The sequence below is a fragment of the Modicisalibacter muralis genome (assembly GCF_900102945.1).
GTDB lineage: Bacteria > Pseudomonadota > Gammaproteobacteria > Pseudomonadales > Halomonadaceae > Modicisalibacter > Modicisalibacter muralis.
In genome coordinates this window covers 137999-156750 of record NZ_FNGI01000005.1, presented here as the reverse complement: position 1 = coordinate 156750, position 18752 = coordinate 137999, and the positions used below count along the sequence as shown (strand labels likewise).

Annotated in this window: 14 protein-coding genes and 3 pseudogenes; 10 read left to right on the top strand and 7 right to left on the bottom strand. The window is 56.9% G+C overall.

What is annotated here, in order from left to right; genetic code table 11:
• Window positions 1-22 precede the first annotated feature (22 nt).
• The 4 genes from BLR92_RS10750 (at window position 23) to BLR92_RS10735 (ending at window position 2873) form a co-directional block, all read left to right on the top strand.
• Window positions 23-526, top strand: coding sequence for an acetyl-CoA carboxylase biotin carboxyl carrier protein (locus BLR92_RS10750; protein ID WP_175488785.1), 504 nt, complete (start codon window positions 23-25; stop codon window positions 524-526).
• Between the two features lie 356 nt (window positions 527-882).
• Window positions 883-1305, top strand: a complete 423-nt coding sequence (locus tag BLR92_RS20195; RefSeq protein WP_217636570.1) for a transposase — start codon at window positions 883-885, stop codon at window positions 1303-1305.
• A complete protein-coding gene (locus BLR92_RS10740) occupies window positions 1302-2087 on the top strand; it encodes an N-acyl homoserine lactonase family protein (RefSeq protein WP_089728374.1) in 786 nt (261 codons plus the stop codon). The genes BLR92_RS20195 and BLR92_RS10740 overlap by 4 nt, the downstream gene beginning before the upstream one ends.
• Window positions 2088-2582: 495 nt before the next feature.
• On the top strand, window positions 2583-2873 hold the full coding sequence (locus tag BLR92_RS10735) for a hypothetical protein (RefSeq protein WP_089728372.1): 291 nt from the start codon (window positions 2583-2585) through the stop codon (window positions 2871-2873).
• A gap of 439 nt (window positions 2874-3312) precedes the next feature.
• Here BLR92_RS10735 and BLR92_RS10730 read toward each other — a convergent pair whose 3' ends face one another.
• From BLR92_RS10730 to BLR92_RS10705, 6 genes and pseudogenes are all read right to left on the bottom strand, one after another.
• The gene (locus BLR92_RS10730; RefSeq protein WP_089728370.1) at window positions 3313-4338 is read right to left on the bottom strand and encodes an IS110 family RNA-guided transposase; all 1026 of its coding nucleotides are present in this window, start codon (window positions 4336-4338) and stop codon (window positions 3313-3315) included.
• Window positions 4339-4640: 302 nt separating this feature from the next.
• Window positions 4641-5105: pseudogene (locus BLR92_RS10725) on the bottom strand (IS3 family transposase); the annotation flags it as partial.
• A gap of 420 nt (window positions 5106-5525) precedes the next feature.
• A pseudogene (locus BLR92_RS10720) lies at window positions 5526-6055 on the bottom strand (transposase); the annotation flags it as partial.
• 346 nt (window positions 6056-6401) lie between these two features.
• Entirely contained in the window at window positions 6402-7706 is a 1305-nt protein-coding gene (locus BLR92_RS10715) for an NAD(P)-binding domain-containing protein (RefSeq protein ID WP_089728368.1), read from the bottom strand.
• Entirely contained in the window at window positions 7699-9351 is a 1653-nt protein-coding gene (locus tag BLR92_RS10710) for a GMC family oxidoreductase (RefSeq protein WP_089728366.1), read from the bottom strand. The genes BLR92_RS10715 and BLR92_RS10710 overlap by 8 nt, the downstream gene beginning before the upstream one ends.
• The gene (locus tag BLR92_RS10705; protein WP_089728363.1) at window positions 9348-11036 is read right to left on the bottom strand and encodes a thiamine pyrophosphate-binding protein; all 1689 of its coding nucleotides are present in this window, start codon (window positions 11034-11036) and stop codon (window positions 9348-9350) included. Before BLR92_RS10705 ends, BLR92_RS10710 begins: the two co-directional genes overlap by 4 nt.
• A gap of 559 nt (window positions 11037-11595) precedes the next feature.
• Here BLR92_RS10705 and BLR92_RS10700 point away from each other — a divergent pair.
• Window positions 11596-12288, top strand: coding sequence for a GntR family transcriptional regulator (locus BLR92_RS10700; RefSeq protein ID WP_089728361.1), 693 nt, complete (start codon window positions 11596-11598; stop codon window positions 12286-12288).
• A 188-nt stretch (window positions 12289-12476) separates the two neighbouring features.
• Here the strand turns inward: BLR92_RS10700 and BLR92_RS20165 are convergent.
• Window positions 12477-12662 (bottom strand): annotated as a pseudogene (locus tag BLR92_RS20165) (enoyl-CoA hydratase-related protein); the annotation flags it as partial.
• A gap of 402 nt (window positions 12663-13064) precedes the next feature.
• Between BLR92_RS20165 and BLR92_RS10690 the strand changes: the two are divergent.
• From BLR92_RS10690 to BLR92_RS10670, 5 genes are all read left to right on the top strand, one after another.
• Window positions 13065-14609: a hypothetical protein gene (locus BLR92_RS10690; protein WP_217636569.1), complete on the top strand. Its 1545-nt coding sequence runs from the start codon at window positions 13065-13067 to the stop codon at window positions 14607-14609.
• 129 nt (window positions 14610-14738) lie between these two features.
• Window positions 14739-15971: a TRAP transporter substrate-binding protein gene (locus BLR92_RS10685; RefSeq protein ID WP_089728358.1), complete on the top strand. Its 1233-nt coding sequence runs from the start codon at window positions 14739-14741 to the stop codon at window positions 15969-15971.
• Complete coding sequence (locus BLR92_RS10680) at window positions 15964-16569, top strand: TRAP transporter small permease (protein ID WP_089728513.1); 606 nt, start codon at window positions 15964-15966, stop codon at window positions 16567-16569. Before BLR92_RS10685 ends, BLR92_RS10680 begins: the two co-directional genes overlap by 8 nt.
• Before the next feature lie 9 nt (window positions 16570-16578).
• Window positions 16579-17868: a TRAP transporter large permease gene (locus BLR92_RS10675; protein ID WP_089728356.1), complete on the top strand. Its 1290-nt coding sequence runs from the start codon at window positions 16579-16581 to the stop codon at window positions 17866-17868.
• Between the two features lie 25 nt (window positions 17869-17893).
• Window positions 17894-18670 (top strand): SDR family NAD(P)-dependent oxidoreductase, encoded by a 777-nt coding sequence (locus BLR92_RS10670; protein WP_089728354.1) that lies wholly within the window; start codon window positions 17894-17896, stop codon window positions 18668-18670.
• The last annotated feature ends 82 nt before the right edge of the window (window positions 18671-18752 follow it).

Genomic DNA, 18752 nt, shown 5'->3' with positions numbered 1-18752 from the left:
GGATCTAACGCAAGACGACGTGATGCGCATCTTGCAAATTATAGACGAGACCTCCGACGTTGAAGTGCGGCTCGAGATCGGCGATTTGAAGCTGCACGTGCAGAAAGGTGGTGCGAGAAATGCACGGCGGGACGAACTTCCCGAGTCGGCGACGGCCGAGCCCTCGGTCGCCGTTCCATCCCCGCAGGGAGGTACTGTGGCACCCAAACGGCCGGAACCTATTGCCGGGCCGGAGCTTGTCGCCGAACCGGAACCTGAGACAGAAGAGTTGGCGCTAGAAGAGGGAACCGAGCTAGTGCGCGCACCGATGTTTGGTTGCTTTTTCCGGGCGCCCACGCCGCTGGAACCCCCCTACATAGAGCTCGGCGCCGAAGTCGGACAGGATGACCCGGTATGCTTGCTCGAGGTGATGAAGGTGTATAACACCGTCCGCGCTGGAGTAAGCGGGACCATCATCAAGGTATTGGTCGAGGACCAGCAAATGGTGGAGCAGGATCAGCCCTTATTTGTCATTAAGACGAGCTAGTACTGCAGTTGTAGATAGAAGCTATACTTCGTTGACCATGGCCCGTGAGTCAGCGAAGGTGCACGATGCTGAACGACCTGACCCTTGAGAACCTGCGTAAGCAACCCATGATTGGGAGTCGGCGTTATCTTCATGGCTGACAGAGCTGGGCGGTTACGTCAAGCGTGCCGAGGCCTGAGAGCGCCTCGGCGCCTATCTGCGGGGCCTGCTGGGTGAAATCTAGCGACGCAACAGCTGGCAGCTGGCCGAACATCAGAGCGACGCTCACCCCTACGGCTTCCAGCACCTGATCAACCGGGCCCGCTGGGATGGGGATGGCGTGCGATAGCGCGTCTACGAGGCCCTGCGCGACGACGATGGAGGCGCTGGTGGTAGATGAAACAGGCCTTTTCAAGAAGGGCAGGCATTCGGGCGTCAAGCGCCAGTACTGCGGGACCGCCGACCGGATAGAGAACTGCCAGATCGGCGTGTTCCTCGGCTATGCCAGTTGCTGGGGGCAAGGATGGATGGATCGTGCCCTATTCATGCCCCGCCATCAAGTTCAGGATGCATTGCGCGAGGAGATCATCTCAGGCCGATTGAAGCCAGGAGAGCGCCGCGTGGAGCAGCAACTACGTAATGCGCTGGATGACAGCCGAATATCATTGCGGGAATCCTTACGAGGGCTCGAGAAGGGTTGGTGGAGCTCACTATTTTTACATTATTTGCTACCAGAGCTGGTGCGTATCACTAGCATTAAACACTTGGACTTCAACAGAGAAAATGGTAATTACGGATGAGTAAGGTAGAAAGCTTCGAAGTTTATGCGATACGCTATGCTACGGTTTCCCGTCATGCTGGCGAGAATTTTATTGGTGGCGACCCGCATGAGGCGGGTACTACAATGGACTATTATGTGTGGATCGCACGCTCCTCTCAGCATATCTTCCTTATCGATACAGGGTTTGATAGGAAAAGAGCAAGAGCAAGGGGTAGAAACTTCCTGCGCTGTCCAACTGAGGGGTTGGAGCTCTTAGGTATTGCACCAGAGGAAATAAACTCAGTGGTTTTAACACATCTGCACTATGACCATGGCGGAAATCTAGCTCTTTTCCCGAATGCCAAATTTTATATTCAGGATAGCGAAGTTGCATTCGCGACCGGGCGGTACATGCGGCATGGTTTCTTGCGTCAGGCCTATGAAGTAGAGGATATTGTTGAACTCGTCCGCTCTGTTTATGCTAATCGAGTGCACTTTATTGACGGTAGTTCAGAGATAGCCCCTGGTTTGCATGTACATCATGTGGGGGGACACTGTGCTGGGCTGCAGGCTGTGCAGATATGGACAGGCCAAGGCTGGCTAGTGTTGGCCTCTGATGCGACACATTATTACGCTAATTTAGAAACAAACACTCCTTTTCCAATTGTCTTCGATGTTGGCCAGATGTTGGAGGGATATAACAGGCTACGTGAACTGGCTTCTTCGCCCTCTTTAATCGTGCCTGGCCATGACCCAGAAGTTATGAATCGCTTCGAAGCGCCTAGCAAGGAAATGGAAGGAGCCATAGTTAGGCTAGCATGAAATGGTCAATTATTTATTCGAGTTACCAGATAAGAGAGCGGTAATGGAGAAGGATAAAGTTACGGTTATTCGAGCCGAATCGGTTCCCTACGATGCCATCGCAACAGTGGAAAGACCATTGACTAATCGGCGAATGTACAAGTAATGGCACAAAAGCTAGCTATGCTTCCTGAGGTTTTTGGTCAATTACCAAAGGACTAACTTTTGATGCGCCCATTGGCACGCGCCTAGCGCCTAGGCATGCAGATTTCTTGCTATATCTTATGGTGAAATCGTTCTACAAGAGAAGAAATTAGAGCAACTAGTCCAGCGTCGGCGACAATGATATATACATCGCAGTGGGCATAAAGCTTATTCCTTGTGCTACACTAGTATTAATATTGACCCTAATGAGGGCTTGCTTCAGCGCCATCGGGAGTTCATGCATAAGTGTTCGAACATAAGCTTTCCACTATACTTGTAACTAACCTGATCCGTTGAATCAGGACGATGAGCATGAAGTTCCGTTCTGTACAGATCCTATCCGATGCTGGCCTCCAGGCTTTGATGGCGACCTACACGTATGGCGAGCAACCGGCCTTGCGTCGTCGTGCCCATGCCATCGTACACGGCACGGGCGGCGTTCTCGGTGTCGGTGGGGTCATTTTCACCCCGGCGGCGCCGGCGAGCACGATCCGGCCGATTGTCTTCGAGCACCTCGATGCCCGCCTCCTGAAAATGACGAGCAAGTCCTGCGCCATATGTTCCGGTGCCCTCAATCCCGGCGCGCAAGAGAGAGCCGAATGAGCATGCCCACTCAAGGAGATCCTGATAGCCGTCGGTACAGGTTGCGATTGAGCGGGTGCCGAGCACACATCCACTGGATCGACGACGACACCGATGTGCACGTCCAGGTGCACGTCCAAGTGCGTGTCGACCCCCAATACCCCTCGATCAGCTCCTCTACCTGCGCCATTGCCACTTCCTCCGCATGCTCAGCCAACATTTGCTGGCAAACATGCCGAAGGACAGGACACTCACGGTGCAGGACAAGGCTCAGAAGCTTTCGGCACAGGCATTATCGTAACAGTTGCCTTTGGCGCCCATGCCGCATCGGAGATCATGCCGGGCCAGCCGCGATTGATACAGGGTCGAACAGTACTGGCTACCCCTGACGCCCTTCTAAGTGTCAAGTGGCAATTTGTGCTCGATTGATTTCCTTGTGACGGTTGCGCAGGACGTAGTACTACTCGCGGGCAATATAGCGTTTCAGGCATCGGAGGGCTTCCAGCTTGGAGTGACCCTCGGTCAATCGCCGCTGGACATAGTCTTGCGTTATGGCATCCAACCTCAGTCGCCCGATCGCGATGATGTGCAGGGCACTATTGGCCGCTCTGTCGCCACCCCGGTTGAGTCGGTGTCGCTGCGTCTTGCCTGACGATGCTGGAATAGGGCTAACGCCGCACAGCGCGGCAAAGCTGGCTTCTGAGCGTAGCCGCTCAGGGTTGTCCCCAGCGGTAATCAGCAGCTGGGCCGCCGATTCATAACCGACGGCGCACCGCGCAATGAGATCGGGCGCGAGCTCGTCGACGATGGCGGCGATCATGACATCCAGGTCGGCGATCTCGTCATGCAGTTCCAGATAGCGACGAGCCAACGACTTCAGTGCGATGCGATAGGCGGTCGTGACATCGCGGAAGCCGGTGAGGTCCGGTCGCCAGGCAGCCAGCGTCCGGATGAGCTGCATTCGCGTCATGTTCCGCAACAGATCGCGCAGTGCCTCTGGGGCAGACACAACCTGCATCTGGATCATCTGCAACGCCACCCGACGTGCCGCCACTGCCGACTTCCGGCAGACCTTGAGCACGCGCAAGGATTCCGTCATGCCATCACGGGTCTTGGGCGTGACGGTTCGAATCCCGGCGAAGGCGGCATGAGCCGCATTTTCCGCATCGATCGTATCGTCTTTACCCCGCTTTCGCCGCGCGGTTTTATCGGGCGCAGTGACTTCCAGGGTGGTGATGTTGGCGTGCTGCAAATAACGCAGCAGACCCGCGCCATAAGTGCCGGTACATTCCACACCGATCCGATCGACAGTGCCGAAGACGCGCATCCAACCCAGCATGGACTTGTAACCATGCCGTGTCGTCGGGAAGCTGGCACTACCGAGAATACGATCATGCTCGTCGACGACAGCGGCCACGTGCAGCTCCTTGTGCGTGTCGACACCGCCGACGATAGTACGCTTCATGCTGGTCTGTTGTTGGCTCATGGTCTGCCCCTCAGTTAATCGATGACGGTGCTGATAGGGCTTCACCGAGTTCGATAACTTGGACAAGACAGTAATGAGACAGGTTGTCAGGCCCTTCTTGGGTCACAGGCATCGACGAGGCGAAACCTCGCCGTCAGATGTTCCCGAGTAGCCGACAGGTCCGAGGAAAGACACAATCTCGCGGTCGATCAGAGTGGGGGTCAGGAAACCCGGGAACCCTCACGGCACCAGAACTCCTACGATCGGTCGATCGCTGTGTGAGTCAAGCTCACCCGGGAACATCTGGCACTCACATTCTTACTATCGCTGTGCACAGTCACGCCTGGGCTGCTTGCGCCGCCACCAGGCCATCTGGAGCGCATCGCAGACCAGGCCAGCCTTCATACGCTCGCTCATCGCCCAGCCGACCACCTTGCGTGAATACAGGCCGACCAGCACCGCCAGGTAGAGCCAGCCCTCGCCGGTCGCGAGATAGGTAATGTCGCCGGCCCATTTCTGGTTCGGCGTCGTGGCGGTGAAATTCTGCGCCAGTAGGTTGGGTGCCATCGGCAGCGAGTGACGTGAGTTCGTCGTCGCCTTGGACTTACATGCTGCCTTGGCACGCAACCCTTGCCGCTGGAGACTGGCGGCGATCATCTTACGATTCACCGGCAGGCCCCCGTCACGCAGGTCGAGCGCCAATCTTGGGGCGCCAGAGCGCCCCTTCCGATGGTGGTAAGCCTGACTACATGCTGGTCAATGATCGCCTGCCGCTGCCTTCTCGGCAATGGCGAGCGGCAGCACTGACGCCAATACGATCAGCGAGTGCCAAGGTCTCATCTCGATAGGCCTGGGTATAACGGGCGCGAGTCTTCTTCATTGGAGTTGCTTGCCTTGCCATGGGTCACCTCATCGCAGTGTACTGCGTTAACAAGGTGTCCACTGCTGCTGGGCAAGATCACCTATTATCCTGCCTTATTCACCGGGCACTGACTGACGCCATGTCGTGGAGGCCGCGGGGATCGGAACACGCGTCCCTGAAAGATTGCTATCACTCGGCAGCCGCATTAATTCTCTAAACGGCATTTTTGCTGCGTCCTTATAACGATGAGTGATTGATGACAGGCATGGGGACACGCCACGGCGTCGACCTGCGGGATGGCACGTCGATCCTATCGGGTTCGCGGCTCGATTGAGCGTCGCTGGCGTTACGGCAAGGGCGAGAGACGGGGGAGCCCCTTGAGCAATGCCGGCCACCATTTGTCGGCCACGGCCCCAAGTGAAGCGTGATCCGCCGGGCATGCACGGTAACCGTGGCGGCCACCTTGAGCACCTGCTCGCGCAGGCGGGCCAGGCTCCAGCCGTGCCGGGTCTCCTTTTCCATCAGGCCGCACAGCGCATGCATCAGCTCGTAGGCGTAGAGGCTCAGCAACAGACTGGCCTGGTTGCGTGCCATCACGTCCTGCACCGTGGAGGCGCCGCGATCCATCGAGGACAGTTGAATATCGAGCACCGACTTCAGCTCACCCATGTGGGCCTCGGCCTTGCCGCGCCGACGGTAGCAGGCCAGCACCTCTTGCGGCGAGTGATCGAACCGATTGAGGTTGGTGACCAGGAAGAAGGTGTGGAACCACAGGTCGTCGGGCCGCTCCTGCAGCACCACGCGGCGTGGCGCCGGCCAGGCCCCCGCCTCGTACGTGAGGTTGTAGCACCAGTCGCGCGGGATCTCGGGGCGGCGGCGCGAACCGGACAAAGTAATTGACGTTAAACAGCCAGGATCAGGTAGGCGTCGATAGGAGAAGATCAGCTGCGCAGGTATGTGCCCGAAAAGCAGGGCGCCGAGCAGGATGCCGGGGATTGTCATCGACAGCACAAATGCGCCTCTGTGCCAAGGAATGTAGCGTCGGTAGGCATTGGCCATGATCATCGTCGCTGCGGTCATCGGCACTGCGTTCCGGATGACGATCAGCGGGGTCAGCATGATGCCAAGAACAACACATCACCGAATCCGGTGACGCTATGTAGTATCGCTGCCAAGAAGAATCCTGCCGCTGCCATGAGCAGCAGGATCTTGGCAGAGATATTCAGCCATTCCGTCTAGGACCGGCCCCACGGCTTCCGTCGCCTGTCTCCATCCGCCGGCATATAAAGTCGATGACCGCGTCATCGGGGGCTGTCCGGGAAAGCACCCGCAGCCCCAGCCCCAGAATCTGCGGTACCAGGCCCGTAACGAAGCTGGAATTGCCCTGTTCCATAGCGATCAGCGCCGCCTCTCTGGCATTCGCATAGAGCGGTTCCAGGTTCACGCTGCCGCCGTGCTCTCCTCTGCTGACAGCACTGCCACCACTGCTGGCGTTGAGTACGGCGAGCAGGCGTTCAGGCTCAAGCCCAGCGGCCCGGGCAACCGCCAAGGCTTCTAAAGTGCCGAGGTAGACCGCCGCGAACAGTGCTTTTTCGAGGCATTCCAGAAGGCTCTCCGCCTCTATGCTACGGTGCTGCCCGGAGGGCCGGGGTGTCCGAATTTCATCGGTGAATTTCACCAACTGGGTATTGTCTGACTCCGCCATCCCAGCAGTGGCCGCCCAGCGGTAGAGAGAAGTCACCCGTTCGCCTAGCAGGGGAGCCTGACCGCTGCCAACGGCGATTTCGCTGGCGATCCGCAGATCCTTCCACATGAGACCCAAGGTGAACCCTGAATCGTAGGTGGCCGGCAGGATGTAACGCGGCCAATGATGATCCAATACGAAACTCCTGGCTGGCCCCGACGCAAAACGGGCGATTGACTTCTCTCGAGAGATGCCGTGGGAATCTGCCACGTGCATGAGTTCCATGGTGGCGGTGAAGTTGACCGCCATAACCATCATGTTCATAGCCTTGGCGATGTGCCCGGTACCTACTTCACCAGTGGCGATGATTTCGGTACCCAGTTGCTGGAGTACCGGCTGCGCCCGCTCACGGGGGGCCTCGTCCCCCCCCAGCATGATCGACAGCGTGCCCTTTTCCGCGGCCGGAACGCCGCGACTCACTGGGGCGTCCACCAGGTCAGCGCCATGGCCCCGCAAGGCGGCAGTGACTTCCCGGGTGGTAGCCGGAGTGGAGGTGGTCGTCTCAATCACCAGATGCTCTGGCCGGACTGCTTCCAAGATACCACCCCGGCCGATCACCACGTCCCGCACGGAGTGGTGATCGGTGACACAGGTGATCACCAGGTCACAATCACGAGCAACCGCTGCCGCTGAGTCCACCGGCAGGGCGCCGGGGATACCCTCCATGGCCGCCGGATCGATATCATGGATGACCACCCGGTAGCCGGCCCGCAGAAGCCGTTTCGCTATCCGTGAGCCGATCTGGCCGGTACCGATGACACCGACGCTGGTTGGTTCAGCCATGCTCTTGCACCCCCTTGATGCCCCGCACCAAGTCGGCGCCCTTTTCTCCGATCATAATGGCTGGGGCATTGGTGTTGGACGACGCCATGGTGGGCATGATGGAGGCATCCACCACCCGCAAGCCCTCGACACTATGCACCCGCAGCTCACTATCGACCACAGACTGGTCGTCGCTGCCCATGCGACAACTGCCGATGGGGTGCCATGAGGTCTGCCCGGTCTTTCGCATGTACTCCATGAGATCCTTGTCGTCGGTGATCTCGGGTCCGGGTCGGGTCTCTCGCCTCAGCAGCTGCCGGAACGCCGGCTGCGCGGCAATCTCACGGATGCGCTTGAGGGAATCCAGGTAGGTCCGTCGCTCCTCCTCACGAGAGAGGTAGTTGGCAAACATGCTGGGCGGTTGCGAGGGATCAGTGCTGGTGGCATGCACCGCCCCACGAGATAGAGGCCGGAGCATGAAGGTGCCCAAAGAGAATCCTGGAAATGTGTCGATGCCCATCCCCTTGCTGCGGGAGTAGCGGTCTTGGCCGCTGATAAGCGCTATCTGTATCTTAACGTCAGGGCGCTCCAATTCGGGGCGGGTTTTGGCAATGGCGTGCACGGTCGACGAGGTGGTGCTAAGCAGCCCTCGCCGCCGCAGAATGTAGTTCAATCCGTGCTGCATACCGCGCAGCTTACTGCCAATGATGTCGTTGATAGTCAGCGGCCGGGTGCACTCGTAAGTTAACCGCACCTGGAGATGATCCTGCAGGTTCTCGCCGACCCCAGGGAGGTGGGCCACCACCGGCACTCCCAACTTCCCGAGGCGTTCCCCGTCGCCCACCCCAGAGCGCTCCAATATCTGGGGGGACTGCAGCGCTCCCGCGCAGAGCAGCACTTCTGCCCGGGTGTGGACTCGGTACCGCTTATCATCTTGAAGGTACTCCACCCCCACCGCTCGCTTGCCGTCGAAGAGCACCTTCGCCGTCAGGGCATTGGTCCGAACAGTAAGGTTGGGTCGCTCCCGAGCACTTATGATATAACCATCCGCTGTACTCCAGCGTCGACCACGATAGCCCGTCTGCTGGAGGTAGCTCACTCCCTCGAAGGTACCATCGTTGTAGTCTTCCACCAGCGGCACGCCGGCCTCAGCGCAGGCTTCCCGATAGGCGGTGGATAGTGGGTCGGGATCCCAGCTCCCGCGGTTCATGATATGCATCGGCCCGTGGTGGCCGCGTACCGCAGGGTCGCCCTCCGGATAACACTCCATGCGCTTGTAGTAGGCGGCAACATCACGGTAGCTCCAGCCCTCGTTGCCCTGGCGCTGCCATTCGTCATACTCGAATGGATCCCCCCTGACATAGACCATTCCATTGATGGCGCTGGAGCCGCCCACCACCTTGCCCCGGGGCCAGTAGATGGACTTGTTGTGCAGGGCGGGTTCAGGTTCTGTGTGGAACGGCCAGGCGTATTTCGGGTTCTGCAAAAGTTTCCCGACACCCAGGGGCACCCGGATCCAGGGATTGGATGGCCAGCCTCCAGCCTCCAGCAGGAGCACTGAATGCTTGCCGTCCTCCGACAGCCGCCCCGCCAGTGCGCAGCCGGCCGAACCGGCGCCAATAACGATGTAGTCGAACTCCTCTCCGCTACTCTGGGCACCGCTCATGCCTTGCCTCCCGCTCGATGCTGGAAAGAGTCACGACGAAAGCTGTAAAGGGCGGACGGATCTACCTGCACATCGACTACCGCAGGTTTGCCACAGGCAATGGCTGCCTCCAGAGTGGCCTTCAGATCACCAGGCTGCTCGACTCGGAATCCACGTGCACCATAGAGTTCCGCGAGCTTATCGTATGGGGGGTTCTGCAGGTTCGCTCCAATATAGCGTTCACCGAAGAAGTCGCGCTGGTAGGCCTTCTCCGCGCCCCAGCATTGGTTGTTCATTACCACCGTCACGGTGTTGATACCATACTCCACTGCCGTCGCAAGTTCAGAGACAGTCATTCCGAAGCCGCCATCGCCCATCAGGCTGATGACCGTGCGCTCGGGGCAGGCGAGCTTAACCCCAAGCCCGCAAGCGAAGGAAAAACCCACCAATCCGAAATCGAGAGGCGTGAACAATGCCGGGGGCTGCCAGTAGGCCATCTTATCGGTGGCCTGCAGACACAAAGTCCCTGCGTCCATCGTGTACATGGCATCCCGTGGGGCTGCAGCACGCAAGTCCTTGAACAGCTTTTCTGGCTGGATCGGTGCCTGCTCGTCGTCAGTCTCGTCCAGGGCCTCCAGGTGACGCTTGCGCTGTTTCTTGAAATCGGCAAGCCAAGCACCCCCATCGCGTTCACTCCCCCGGGTCGCCTCGTGGAGATCCTGTACCACCGAGGGCGCATCTCCCCAGATGGCCACCTCCACCGGGAAGAAGCGCCCTAAGGCGGTAGGCTCGATCTCCACCTGAATGATGGCCGCATCGCGATTGATGTTGTCATAGGTGTAAAAGGTGGTGTTAAAACCGAGCCGTGTACCTAGTGCGAGGATGACGTCTGCCTCGCGGGCGAGCCGCGAGGCCACGCTGTTGCCCCTTGGCCCTACCTGCCCTGCGTTGAGGGGGTGGTCGAACGGCATCCCATCGCCATGGCCAGGAGAGGTGGCTACCGGCACACCCAGAGACTCAGCAAGTTCGATTACCGCCTTGTGAGCCCGGGTGTTCTTGATGCCGCCGCCAGCGATGATGAGTGGGCGACTAGCTCCGGCCAAGAGTTTCGCCGCCTTCACGATCTGCTCAGCATTCGCCCGCACAGCGGTGTGAGTACCATCCTCCATCGCCCCTCGGATGGTGTCGAACTCCGCCTCAGAGGCTAGCACGTCTCGCGGCAGATTGAGGAGCACCGGGCCCTGACGCGGCGAGAGGGCGTTGCGGAAGCCTTCGTTGATAATCTCCGGCACGCGGGCGGCACTGTTGACCATGTAGGTCTTCTTGGTGATGGGAGTGAAGAGTTGCTGTTGATCCACCTCCTGGAAGGCGTCTCTGTGAACGTGTCCAGTGGCCAGTGAGCCCGCCAGGGCAATCACGGGGGAGTAAGCAGCCCGAGCCTGGGCGATAGCCGTCACGAGGTTGGTGACGCCGGGGCCATTCTGTCCGGCGAGGAAGACCCCGGCCTTGCCGCTGGCACGAGCGTAACCATCCGCCATGTGGGTACCGGAGCGTTCATCCCGCACCCCGATAAAGCGTATGTCCCGTGCGTCATACAGGGCATCGAACATTTCCATGGTGGCCGAACCAATCAGCCCAAATACTATGTCAACCCCGTTCGCCTGCAGCGCCTCGACCGCTGCTCGCCCACCGCTCAATTTCGCCATTCTATAGCTCCTTCTTCATCAGGATTGGCGACTTATTGGGAGCCCGCGCCCGTGACGCCAATATAGTCATTGTCATTGAAGAGGTGACCCTAGCGGGCCTGCTCAGGCTAACCAAAAAAATACTACCAAATAAACATTATTGTCAACAAAAATGTTTGTTCTTCGGTCAGTATACGCTGTCTCCGGTCCGTGCCGCCGGAGATCACCGATCTCAGCCAGCCACTTCTCTGGAATCGAAGGCCCAAGATGTAGAAGTCATGCTGCGTAGTAGACAGGATTGTCTGCAAATATGTATGATCTTACTAAGAAATCGAATCGACTCCCGCGCTCGGGCACTGTCACTCCCATCAAGCGCGCCCTGGCGGAGTCAGCAAGAAGCCTCGAACCGGACTTGCGTTGCCGTATTCCGTGATAATGTATTTCGACTCTCTCAGGCCATGTCCGTTTACATCCGGCGCGGCATCATTAATACGGGTTGGTCAGATCACGCCGGTAGATACTGCAAGCGCCTCTCCCGATTTTCGGGCTAGTCAGTAGAATGTGGAGCATATGACAGCGTATGAGCATCGATGCAGCAGAAAGGAAGACCGGGAAAGGTAGGCGTGGTCAGAAGAGCCGTACCGAAGAAGTCCTCTTGGAGATGCGCACACGAATCGCCGAACATGACCTTCCACCCGGCACTCGCCTCCAGGAGCTCGACCTTGCTCACCAGTTCAATACCTCCAGGACGGTGATTCGGGAGGTGCTCGGGACTCTCGAACAGCGCGGGCTGATCAACCGCATTCCCAACCGCGGCGCAGTGGTCGCGCGGCTCGATCCCAAGGAAATCTATGAGATCTTCGATATCCGCGAGGCGCTTGAGGGCCTGTGCACCCGCCAGGCGACGATGAACGCACCGCCGGAGACGTGGGATCCTTACATCGAGCTCTTCGGGCCAGCGATGGAAAAGGCGATTGTCGAAGGCGAGGTGGAGCAATACATCGCTGCTCTAGAGGAGCTTCGCAGTGAGACCATTCGCTGGGCAGATAATACCCATGCCGCCAACTTTCTGGATTTGGTGCTGGACAAAGCGCGGCTGATCAAGCGCCGGGTCACGCTACTGCACGGGCGCGCAGAGATCGGCCGCGAAATGCATCTGGAAATGCTCAAGCACATGCGCGCCGGCGACGCCGCCGGAGCCGAGGAGATAAAAAAACGCATCATCAGCAGTGCCAAGGAGTGGCTGGAACGCTACCGCAGCTTCATCATGTAGACAACAGCCTGTCCCCCCGCCACTGGTTACTGGCCCTGCAGATGTGGCGCTTCTCGACGAAGGCGCGGATCCCTCTTCTCGGTCCTCGCTGGTCATCCGCCGCTGATGCAAGGCGAGTTCATAGGCGAGCCCACTGCTGAGATCGAGTTCGTCCCTGATCAGCACGGCCTGCCACATCGCACGAACCGTCAACTACGGCATCTCAGCGATCTGCTCGGCTCGCTCCACGGCGCCGGTAACCAACTCGCCCCAGGGAAAGTTCCGGAGACGATCCCGCATTGCCGGGCTTCCTCGACGCTGATCTGCTTGCCACTCAGAAGCATCTCCATAGCTTTGCCACGCCCGGCTATCCGTGGTAGGAGCTGGATTCCCCCGGCCCCGGCATAATTCCGATACGGCTCTCCAGCAGTCTGAACTCCACCTCCTCGGCCTCATAGATGATATCCGAGGCAAGAACGAGCCAGCAGATGACTCCCGAGCCACAGCCCATCTCCTGGGGCAGCACCTTCCAACGCTAAAGTGTAAGCAACTTTGTCGCCAATGTGCTTGTCAATGATGGCGCGAGAGGCCATTTTGAGCATGTAACAATGCTCTATGATGCTCCATGTAGCTGTGCCGTTTCTTTACATCTATACAGTATCCTTATCGCCAAATGTTTTTTCACTATTTGACCTCATTGCTAGGCCGCCTGAGACTTAAACAAGTAGAAGAGATGCTTGACGAGTGCATGTCGGTGGCATGCATAGGTGACCACTCGGGATGAAGGAGAACTATGCATGCGGGGAAAAGATTCGGGCACCACAATGGAGAATGCAGACGCGGGAGAGCGTCTGAGACACCTGGGTTCGAGGCGGATCAACGATGGCAGCATCGGCATCATTGATACTACTCTGCGTGACGGCCAGCAGTGTCTTTGGGCGACCCGGATGACCACCGGCATGATGACGCCCATCGTCGACGCGATGGCGCGGTCTGGCTACGACATGATCGACTTCATGGCACCGGTGCAGTTCGATGTCTGTGTACGCTACCTCAAGGAAAATCCCTGGGAGAAGGCTCGGCTTTTCCACCAACACTTCCCCAACACTCCATTGCGTGGCTATTGTCGCAGCAAGAGTCTGATCGGGTTCAACCTGGTACCCGACGACATCGTCGAGACGTGGATCGAACAACTGCACGCCAACGGTTTCGGCGTGGTGGGTACCCTCGATGCCCTGTTTGATATTGACAACATGACACTGAGCCTCAAACATGCGAAGAAGCTCGGCATGTACTCTGTCGCCGCGCTGGTATTCTGCGAAAGTCCGGTGCACACAGACGAGCTGTACGCACACACCGCGCGCGAACTAATCAAGCGTGCCGATATTGATGCGGTGATGATCAAAGATTCCGGTGCGTTGCTCACGCCGGACCGCATCCGTACTCTGGTGCCGGCGCTGAAGGCAGTTATCGGCGATCGGCCGCTGGAGTTGCACAGTCACTGCAACACGGGCTTAGCGCCGCTCGTATATTTGGAGGCAGCTAAGCTCGGGGTGACCCAACTGCATGCCTCTGTCGCCCCGCTGGCAAGCGGACCCGCCCAGCCCTCCGTGCAGAACACGCTGCGCAACCTGGATCTCGCGGGAGTCGCCACGGAGATAGATTCGGCGCAGATTGAGCAGATCAGCGACTACCTCCACGACCTGGCCAAGCGCGAGGGCTTCCCGCTGGGGCAGCCGATGGAGTATGACCTGTTCCATTACAAGCATCAGATGCCGGGTGGGATGCTGAGTAATTGGCGCTTCCAACTCCAGCAGTCGGGGCTGGCGGATTGCTTCGACGAGATCCTTGAGGAAATTGTGCGAATTCGCGCAGAGCTCGGTTGGCCAATCATGGTGACACCCTTCTCCCAAATCATCGCAGTTCAGGCGATGATGAACGTCGTCGGTGGCGAGCGCTATGGCTCGGTAGCTGACGAGATCAAGATGTATGCCTTAGGCCACTTCGGCAAGCTACTGGCTCCGGTGGAACCGGACGTGCTGGATCGGGTAGTGGAGAACGGCTCGAAGAAAATTCCCATTGAGTGTAAGCCACTTCAGCCGGCTATGCCCGAGTTGAGGCGCAAGTACCCGCATCTCGGTGATGACGAACGTTTGCTGCGATATATGTTCGCCGGCGATGAGGTGGATGAGATGGCGGCAGCTGGCCCGCTGAAAACTACTATGAACGGCGGGGCGCCACTGGAGAATCTTCTTAAGGCGCTTAACGATCGCAGTTCTGTCACGCGGTTTGAGCTTGAACGTGGCAATACCCGGGTCGCCTACTTGCGTACGAATAAATGACAAGGCGCGCTAAAGAAGCAAATGGAGCATGGAGGCGCCGCGAACCTGCTGAGTATTTTCGGCTCTGGTTCCTCGAACGGATAGATACAAAACTACGTCTACTACAAAAATGTAAAGGAGGCCGCCATCATGGCTAATAATCAGCATGGCATCACCCGCCGCGAGATGGTCAAGCTGTTTGGCCGTTTCGGCGTTACGTCCACTTTGCTTGCAGCCGCTGGCATGAGCGGGGTGGTCACCCCGTCGCGCTTGGCTCAAGCCGCAGAGGAGACGAATAAGGCCCGTGCGGCTAAAAAACCCAAATACCAGTTTCGCATGGGTGGCGCCGGTTACAATGAGCGCAGTCTCAAGTTTGTCCAGGTGGGTGCGATTGATTTTATCCGCGATCTGGAGGCGCGCACTGACGGCGCTATCCAGATTGAGTTCATCGGCAACAACGAGATCTGCAAAGAGAGCACCTGCCTCAAGAAGATGCAGGCTGAGATTATCGATTTCTTCGTCTCATCAACGCAGAATGCGGCGGGTCAGGCGCCTTACTATAACGTGCTTGATTTCCCTTTTCTATTCCCGACTCGGGCGTCCTTCTACCACTTTATTTATCACACCGACAGCGAGAAGCTATTCCGAGAGCCGCTGCGGCGCATGCATGACACGATGTTCCTATTCAGTATGTTTGAGCATCGTGGATTAATGATGGGCAGCAGTTATAAGAATAGGCCTCTAGTCAGTAGTCTCGGCGACCTGCAAGGCACCAAGAACCGGGTAACCGGTTCCCAACTAATCCGCATCAGCATGGATCTTATGGGTCTGAACCCGGTGCCGCTAGCCTGGGAGGAGACCATGGATGGTATGAAGCAGGGGCTGATTGATGGCATGGAGACCTGGTCTACGGCTGTCGCCGCTTTCAATATGACGCCAGTGGTCTCCCAAGCGGTGGAGTTGCGCTTTACCGCCGGGCTAGAGCAGGTGGCCATGCGCGCGAGTCTATTCGAGAAACTCGAACCTGAGTTTCAAGACGCCATTCTCGAGTCTGCTTACCTGACCCAAATTCACATTCAGTCGGCCCATGAGGCAACCATCTACAACACTGTCGGCGTCACAAATCCGCCGCTGCCGGGTAGCGTGTTCGACGAGAGTGGCGTGCGGGTAGCTTTGCTTCCGGACGCTGAGATCGAGAAGGCTGAGCAGATGACTGCGCCGAACCATGTGCCCGAGCCTTGGGCGCCATGGCGCGAGCGGCTCAACAATTGGTCCGGTGGCCATGACGTTTACACCGAGATCCATCGCATCGCTCGCGAAATTCCGCAGGATGTTGCGGCGCAGAATGTGCCTGGCCGTAGGTGGGGTGGCTATAATGAATGATAATCAAGAAGCACAGGGCACCTATGCCGCCCCCTCCCCGGAAGAGCAGCGTGGCAGGCGGCATGGATTGGCGCTGTTCGCCAAGCCACTGATCTGGCTCGATCGATACCTTGAGCCGGTCATCATGAACATAGCTTACGCCGCAATGGTGATACTGGTCTTGGCGCAGGTCATTCTGCGTTTCGGCTTTAGCTCACAGATCCCTTGGGGCACAAGTGTCGCTATCTACATGTTCATTTGGATGGCCTGGGTGGGTGCATCTTATAATGTGCGCCAGCGAACTCACTTATCTTTCAGCATGGTTCGAGAGAAACTCCCCTACGCCGCTCAATTCACGTGCCTCATCCTGGACGCTTTTCTGTGGGTATCCATGGCTGGTGTTGCAGTATACTACTCCATAGGGCAGGTCAAAGCACTGCAGATGAACTTTGCCTTCGTACCGGGCAGCTTCGACATGATGCAATGGTGGTTCTATATAATCATGCCAGTATCTTGGGGGCTTGTCATCTTTCGGGCACTACAGAATCTATGGAGAGACGTAAATAAATACCGCCATCGTGAGCCGTTTGAAGTAATCGGCTCGCCCTTGGCAGAGTGAGGAATCGATATGGATGGAATGCTCATTGCTTTATTGTCTGTCAGCGCGGCCATTATGTTCACGCTGGGTGTGCCGGTGCTGCTGGTGATTGGGCATTGGGTGCTGTGGGTTAGCATCATTATAGACTTTTCGCTCAATAATCTCAGCATGACCTTGTTCGAGGGGATTAACTTCTTTGGCCTCCTGGCTTTACCCTTATTCATTCTTACTGGCGACATCATCAACGGTGCGGGCATAGCTAAACGGATGACCGATTTTGCCTACAGTCTCTTTGGGTGGCTACGTGGCGGTCTTGGCTTGGCAGTGCTGGGGGCCTGCGGGATGTTCTCCGCCATCTCGGGATCCAATGCCGCTACCACGGCGACCATCGGCTCGATCATGCATAAGGAGATGAAGGAAGGGAATTATGATGCTCGTTTTTCAGCTGCCACTATGGCGTCGGGAGGTATCGTTGGCGTGATTATCCCACCGTCCATATTGCTGATCATTTATGGTTTTCTAATGGGGCTACCCGTCGGTGAGCTATTCTTGGCGGGGTTACTGCCGGGGATACTGTTAGTCCTGGGAATGCAGGCCATCTGCCTGGTTAGATCACGTCGGAATAATTGGGGTCAGATAATTCCGTTCAGTATAATCGGTAGCTTCCGCTCGGGGGCGCGCGCCTATCTCGGCTTCATCGCCATTGCAATCGTGCTGTTCGGTATTTATGGCGGAGCCTTTTCGCCGAGTGAAGCGGGGGCGATAACGGTGGCATTCGGTCTCATTGCAGGCACTATGGTCACGCGCGAACTTAGCCTGAGGAAATTGCCCACCATCTTTCTCCGGTCGGGGCAAATTGCAGGCATGATCGTGCCGCTAGTGGCGGTATCTGTGGTCCTTCAACAATTACTCTCGATCCTTGGGGTACCTGAGCAGCTCAAGGGGCTGGTGACGTCCCTAGCCGCTGGTTACTGGTTGACATTAGCAATGTGTATGGCAATGATCTTGATCGCGGGCTCTTTTCTGGAGAGTGTCCCGGTCACGATTATTCTAGCGCCTATTCTGGCACCGATCATGCAAGGCCTAGGGATTGACCCAATCCACTTTGCCGTGATCTTCGTGATTGGCACCGCCATCGGTTTCATTACGCCACCGTTCGGATTGAATCTGTTCGTGGCCAGCAGTGTCACCGGTGTGCCATTAATTACGATGCTATCGAACTTATTGCCGTATTTCGTTACCCTCATGGTCATCTGGATCTTGATTGTGATTTTCCCCAGTCTGACAACGGTGATCCCAGCACTATCAGCCGCCTTCTGAGTCTGCACTGTAATAGGGGAGTTTTATGCTTGGCTGTGAGAATATTTTTGATATATCAGGAAGAACGATTTTAGTAGTGGGGGCCGGCGGAGGGATTGGCACGGCTGTTACTAAGGGTCTTGTGGCTCATGGCGCCAGAGTTATAGCTGCCGATAATGACGAGCAATCACTTGCCAAGCTTGGTAAAGAAATAGATACTTGCGAAGTAAATATTACCACTCGCTTTGTGGATGCTACAGATTTAGCTAGCATCCAGATGCTGGCAGATGAATTCAAAGACATCGATGTTTTGGTAATTCTACCAGCTATCCTTGTTAGAAAAGCTCTTGTTGATCAAACTGAAGAGGACTTTAATAAACAAGTTAATATCAACATAAAAAGCCATTTTTATGTTGCCAAAGTATTTTCCACATTAATGGCTCAGAAGGGGGGAGGCAGCATTATAGCCTTTTCAAGCATCCGCTCTATTACAGTTGAGCCGATGGCAAGTGTTTATTCTGCAACTAAAGCAGCTGTTCGACAGCTTATGCGGTCCTTGGCCTCTGAGGTTGGGTCAAGAGGTGTCAGAGTGAACTTGATTGCCCCTAGTTCAGTGGAGACACGAATGACAGCTGATTTACAAGATGATGGTCTTAGATATAAAGAAACGGCTAACAGGGCTATGCTAAAGAGATGGGCGAGGCCTGCCGATATTGTTGGCCCTGTTATTTTCCTGGCTTCAGAAGCTAGTGGTTTCATCACAGGCGCAGAAATTTTTGTAGATGGAGGTTGGACAGCCTCGGATGGAATGAAGCGAGTTTAGATCTTGTTTTCAATCAATAAGCGCAACACCGCGGTTTTCAGTGCACCTGAGTACTCACCCCAAGAACACTTGGGCTGTTATC

What these genes read in the sequence shown, in the direction of transcription:
- BLR92_RS10750 (WP_175488785.1), top strand. Translation starts at nt 23, where the DNA reads ATGCGCATCTTGCAAATTATAGACGAGACCTCCGACGTTGAAGTGCGG.
- BLR92_RS20195 (WP_217636570.1), top strand. Translation starts at nt 883, where the DNA reads ATGGAGGCGCTGGTGGTAGATGAAACAGGCCTTTTCAAGAAGGGCAGG.
- BLR92_RS10740 (WP_089728374.1), top strand. Translation starts at nt 1,302, where the DNA reads ATGAGTAAGGTAGAAAGCTTCGAAGTTTATGCGATACGCTATGCTACG.
- BLR92_RS10735 (WP_089728372.1), top strand. Translation starts at nt 2,583, where the DNA reads ATGAAGTTCCGTTCTGTACAGATCCTATCCGATGCTGGCCTCCAGGCT.
- BLR92_RS10730 (WP_089728370.1), bottom strand. Translation starts at nt 4,338, where the DNA reads ATGAGCCAACAACAGACCAGCATGAAGCGTACTATCGTCGGCGGTGTC.
- BLR92_RS10715 (WP_089728368.1), bottom strand. Translation starts at nt 7,706, where the DNA reads ATGGCTGAACCAACCAGCGTCGGTGTCATCGGTACCGGCCAGATCGGC.
- BLR92_RS10710 (WP_089728366.1), bottom strand. Translation starts at nt 9,351, where the DNA reads ATGAGCGGTGCCCAGAGTAGCGGAGAGGAGTTCGACTACATCGTTATT.
- BLR92_RS10705 (WP_089728363.1), bottom strand. Translation starts at nt 11,036, where the DNA reads ATGGCGAAATTGAGCGGTGGGCGAGCAGCGGTCGAGGCGCTGCAGGCG.
- BLR92_RS10700 (WP_089728361.1), top strand. Translation starts at nt 11,596, where the DNA reads ATGAGCATCGATGCAGCAGAAAGGAAGACCGGGAAAGGTAGGCGTGGT.
- BLR92_RS10690 (WP_217636569.1), top strand. Translation starts at nt 13,065, where the DNA reads ATGCGGGGAAAAGATTCGGGCACCACAATGGAGAATGCAGACGCGGGA.
- BLR92_RS10685 (WP_089728358.1), top strand. Translation starts at nt 14,739, where the DNA reads ATGGCTAATAATCAGCATGGCATCACCCGCCGCGAGATGGTCAAGCTG.
- BLR92_RS10680 (WP_089728513.1), top strand. Translation starts at nt 15,964, where the DNA reads ATGAATGATAATCAAGAAGCACAGGGCACCTATGCCGCCCCCTCCCCG.
- BLR92_RS10675 (WP_089728356.1), top strand. Translation starts at nt 16,579, where the DNA reads ATGGATGGAATGCTCATTGCTTTATTGTCTGTCAGCGCGGCCATTATG.
- BLR92_RS10670 (WP_089728354.1), top strand. Translation starts at nt 17,894, where the DNA reads ATGCTTGGCTGTGAGAATATTTTTGATATATCAGGAAGAACGATTTTA.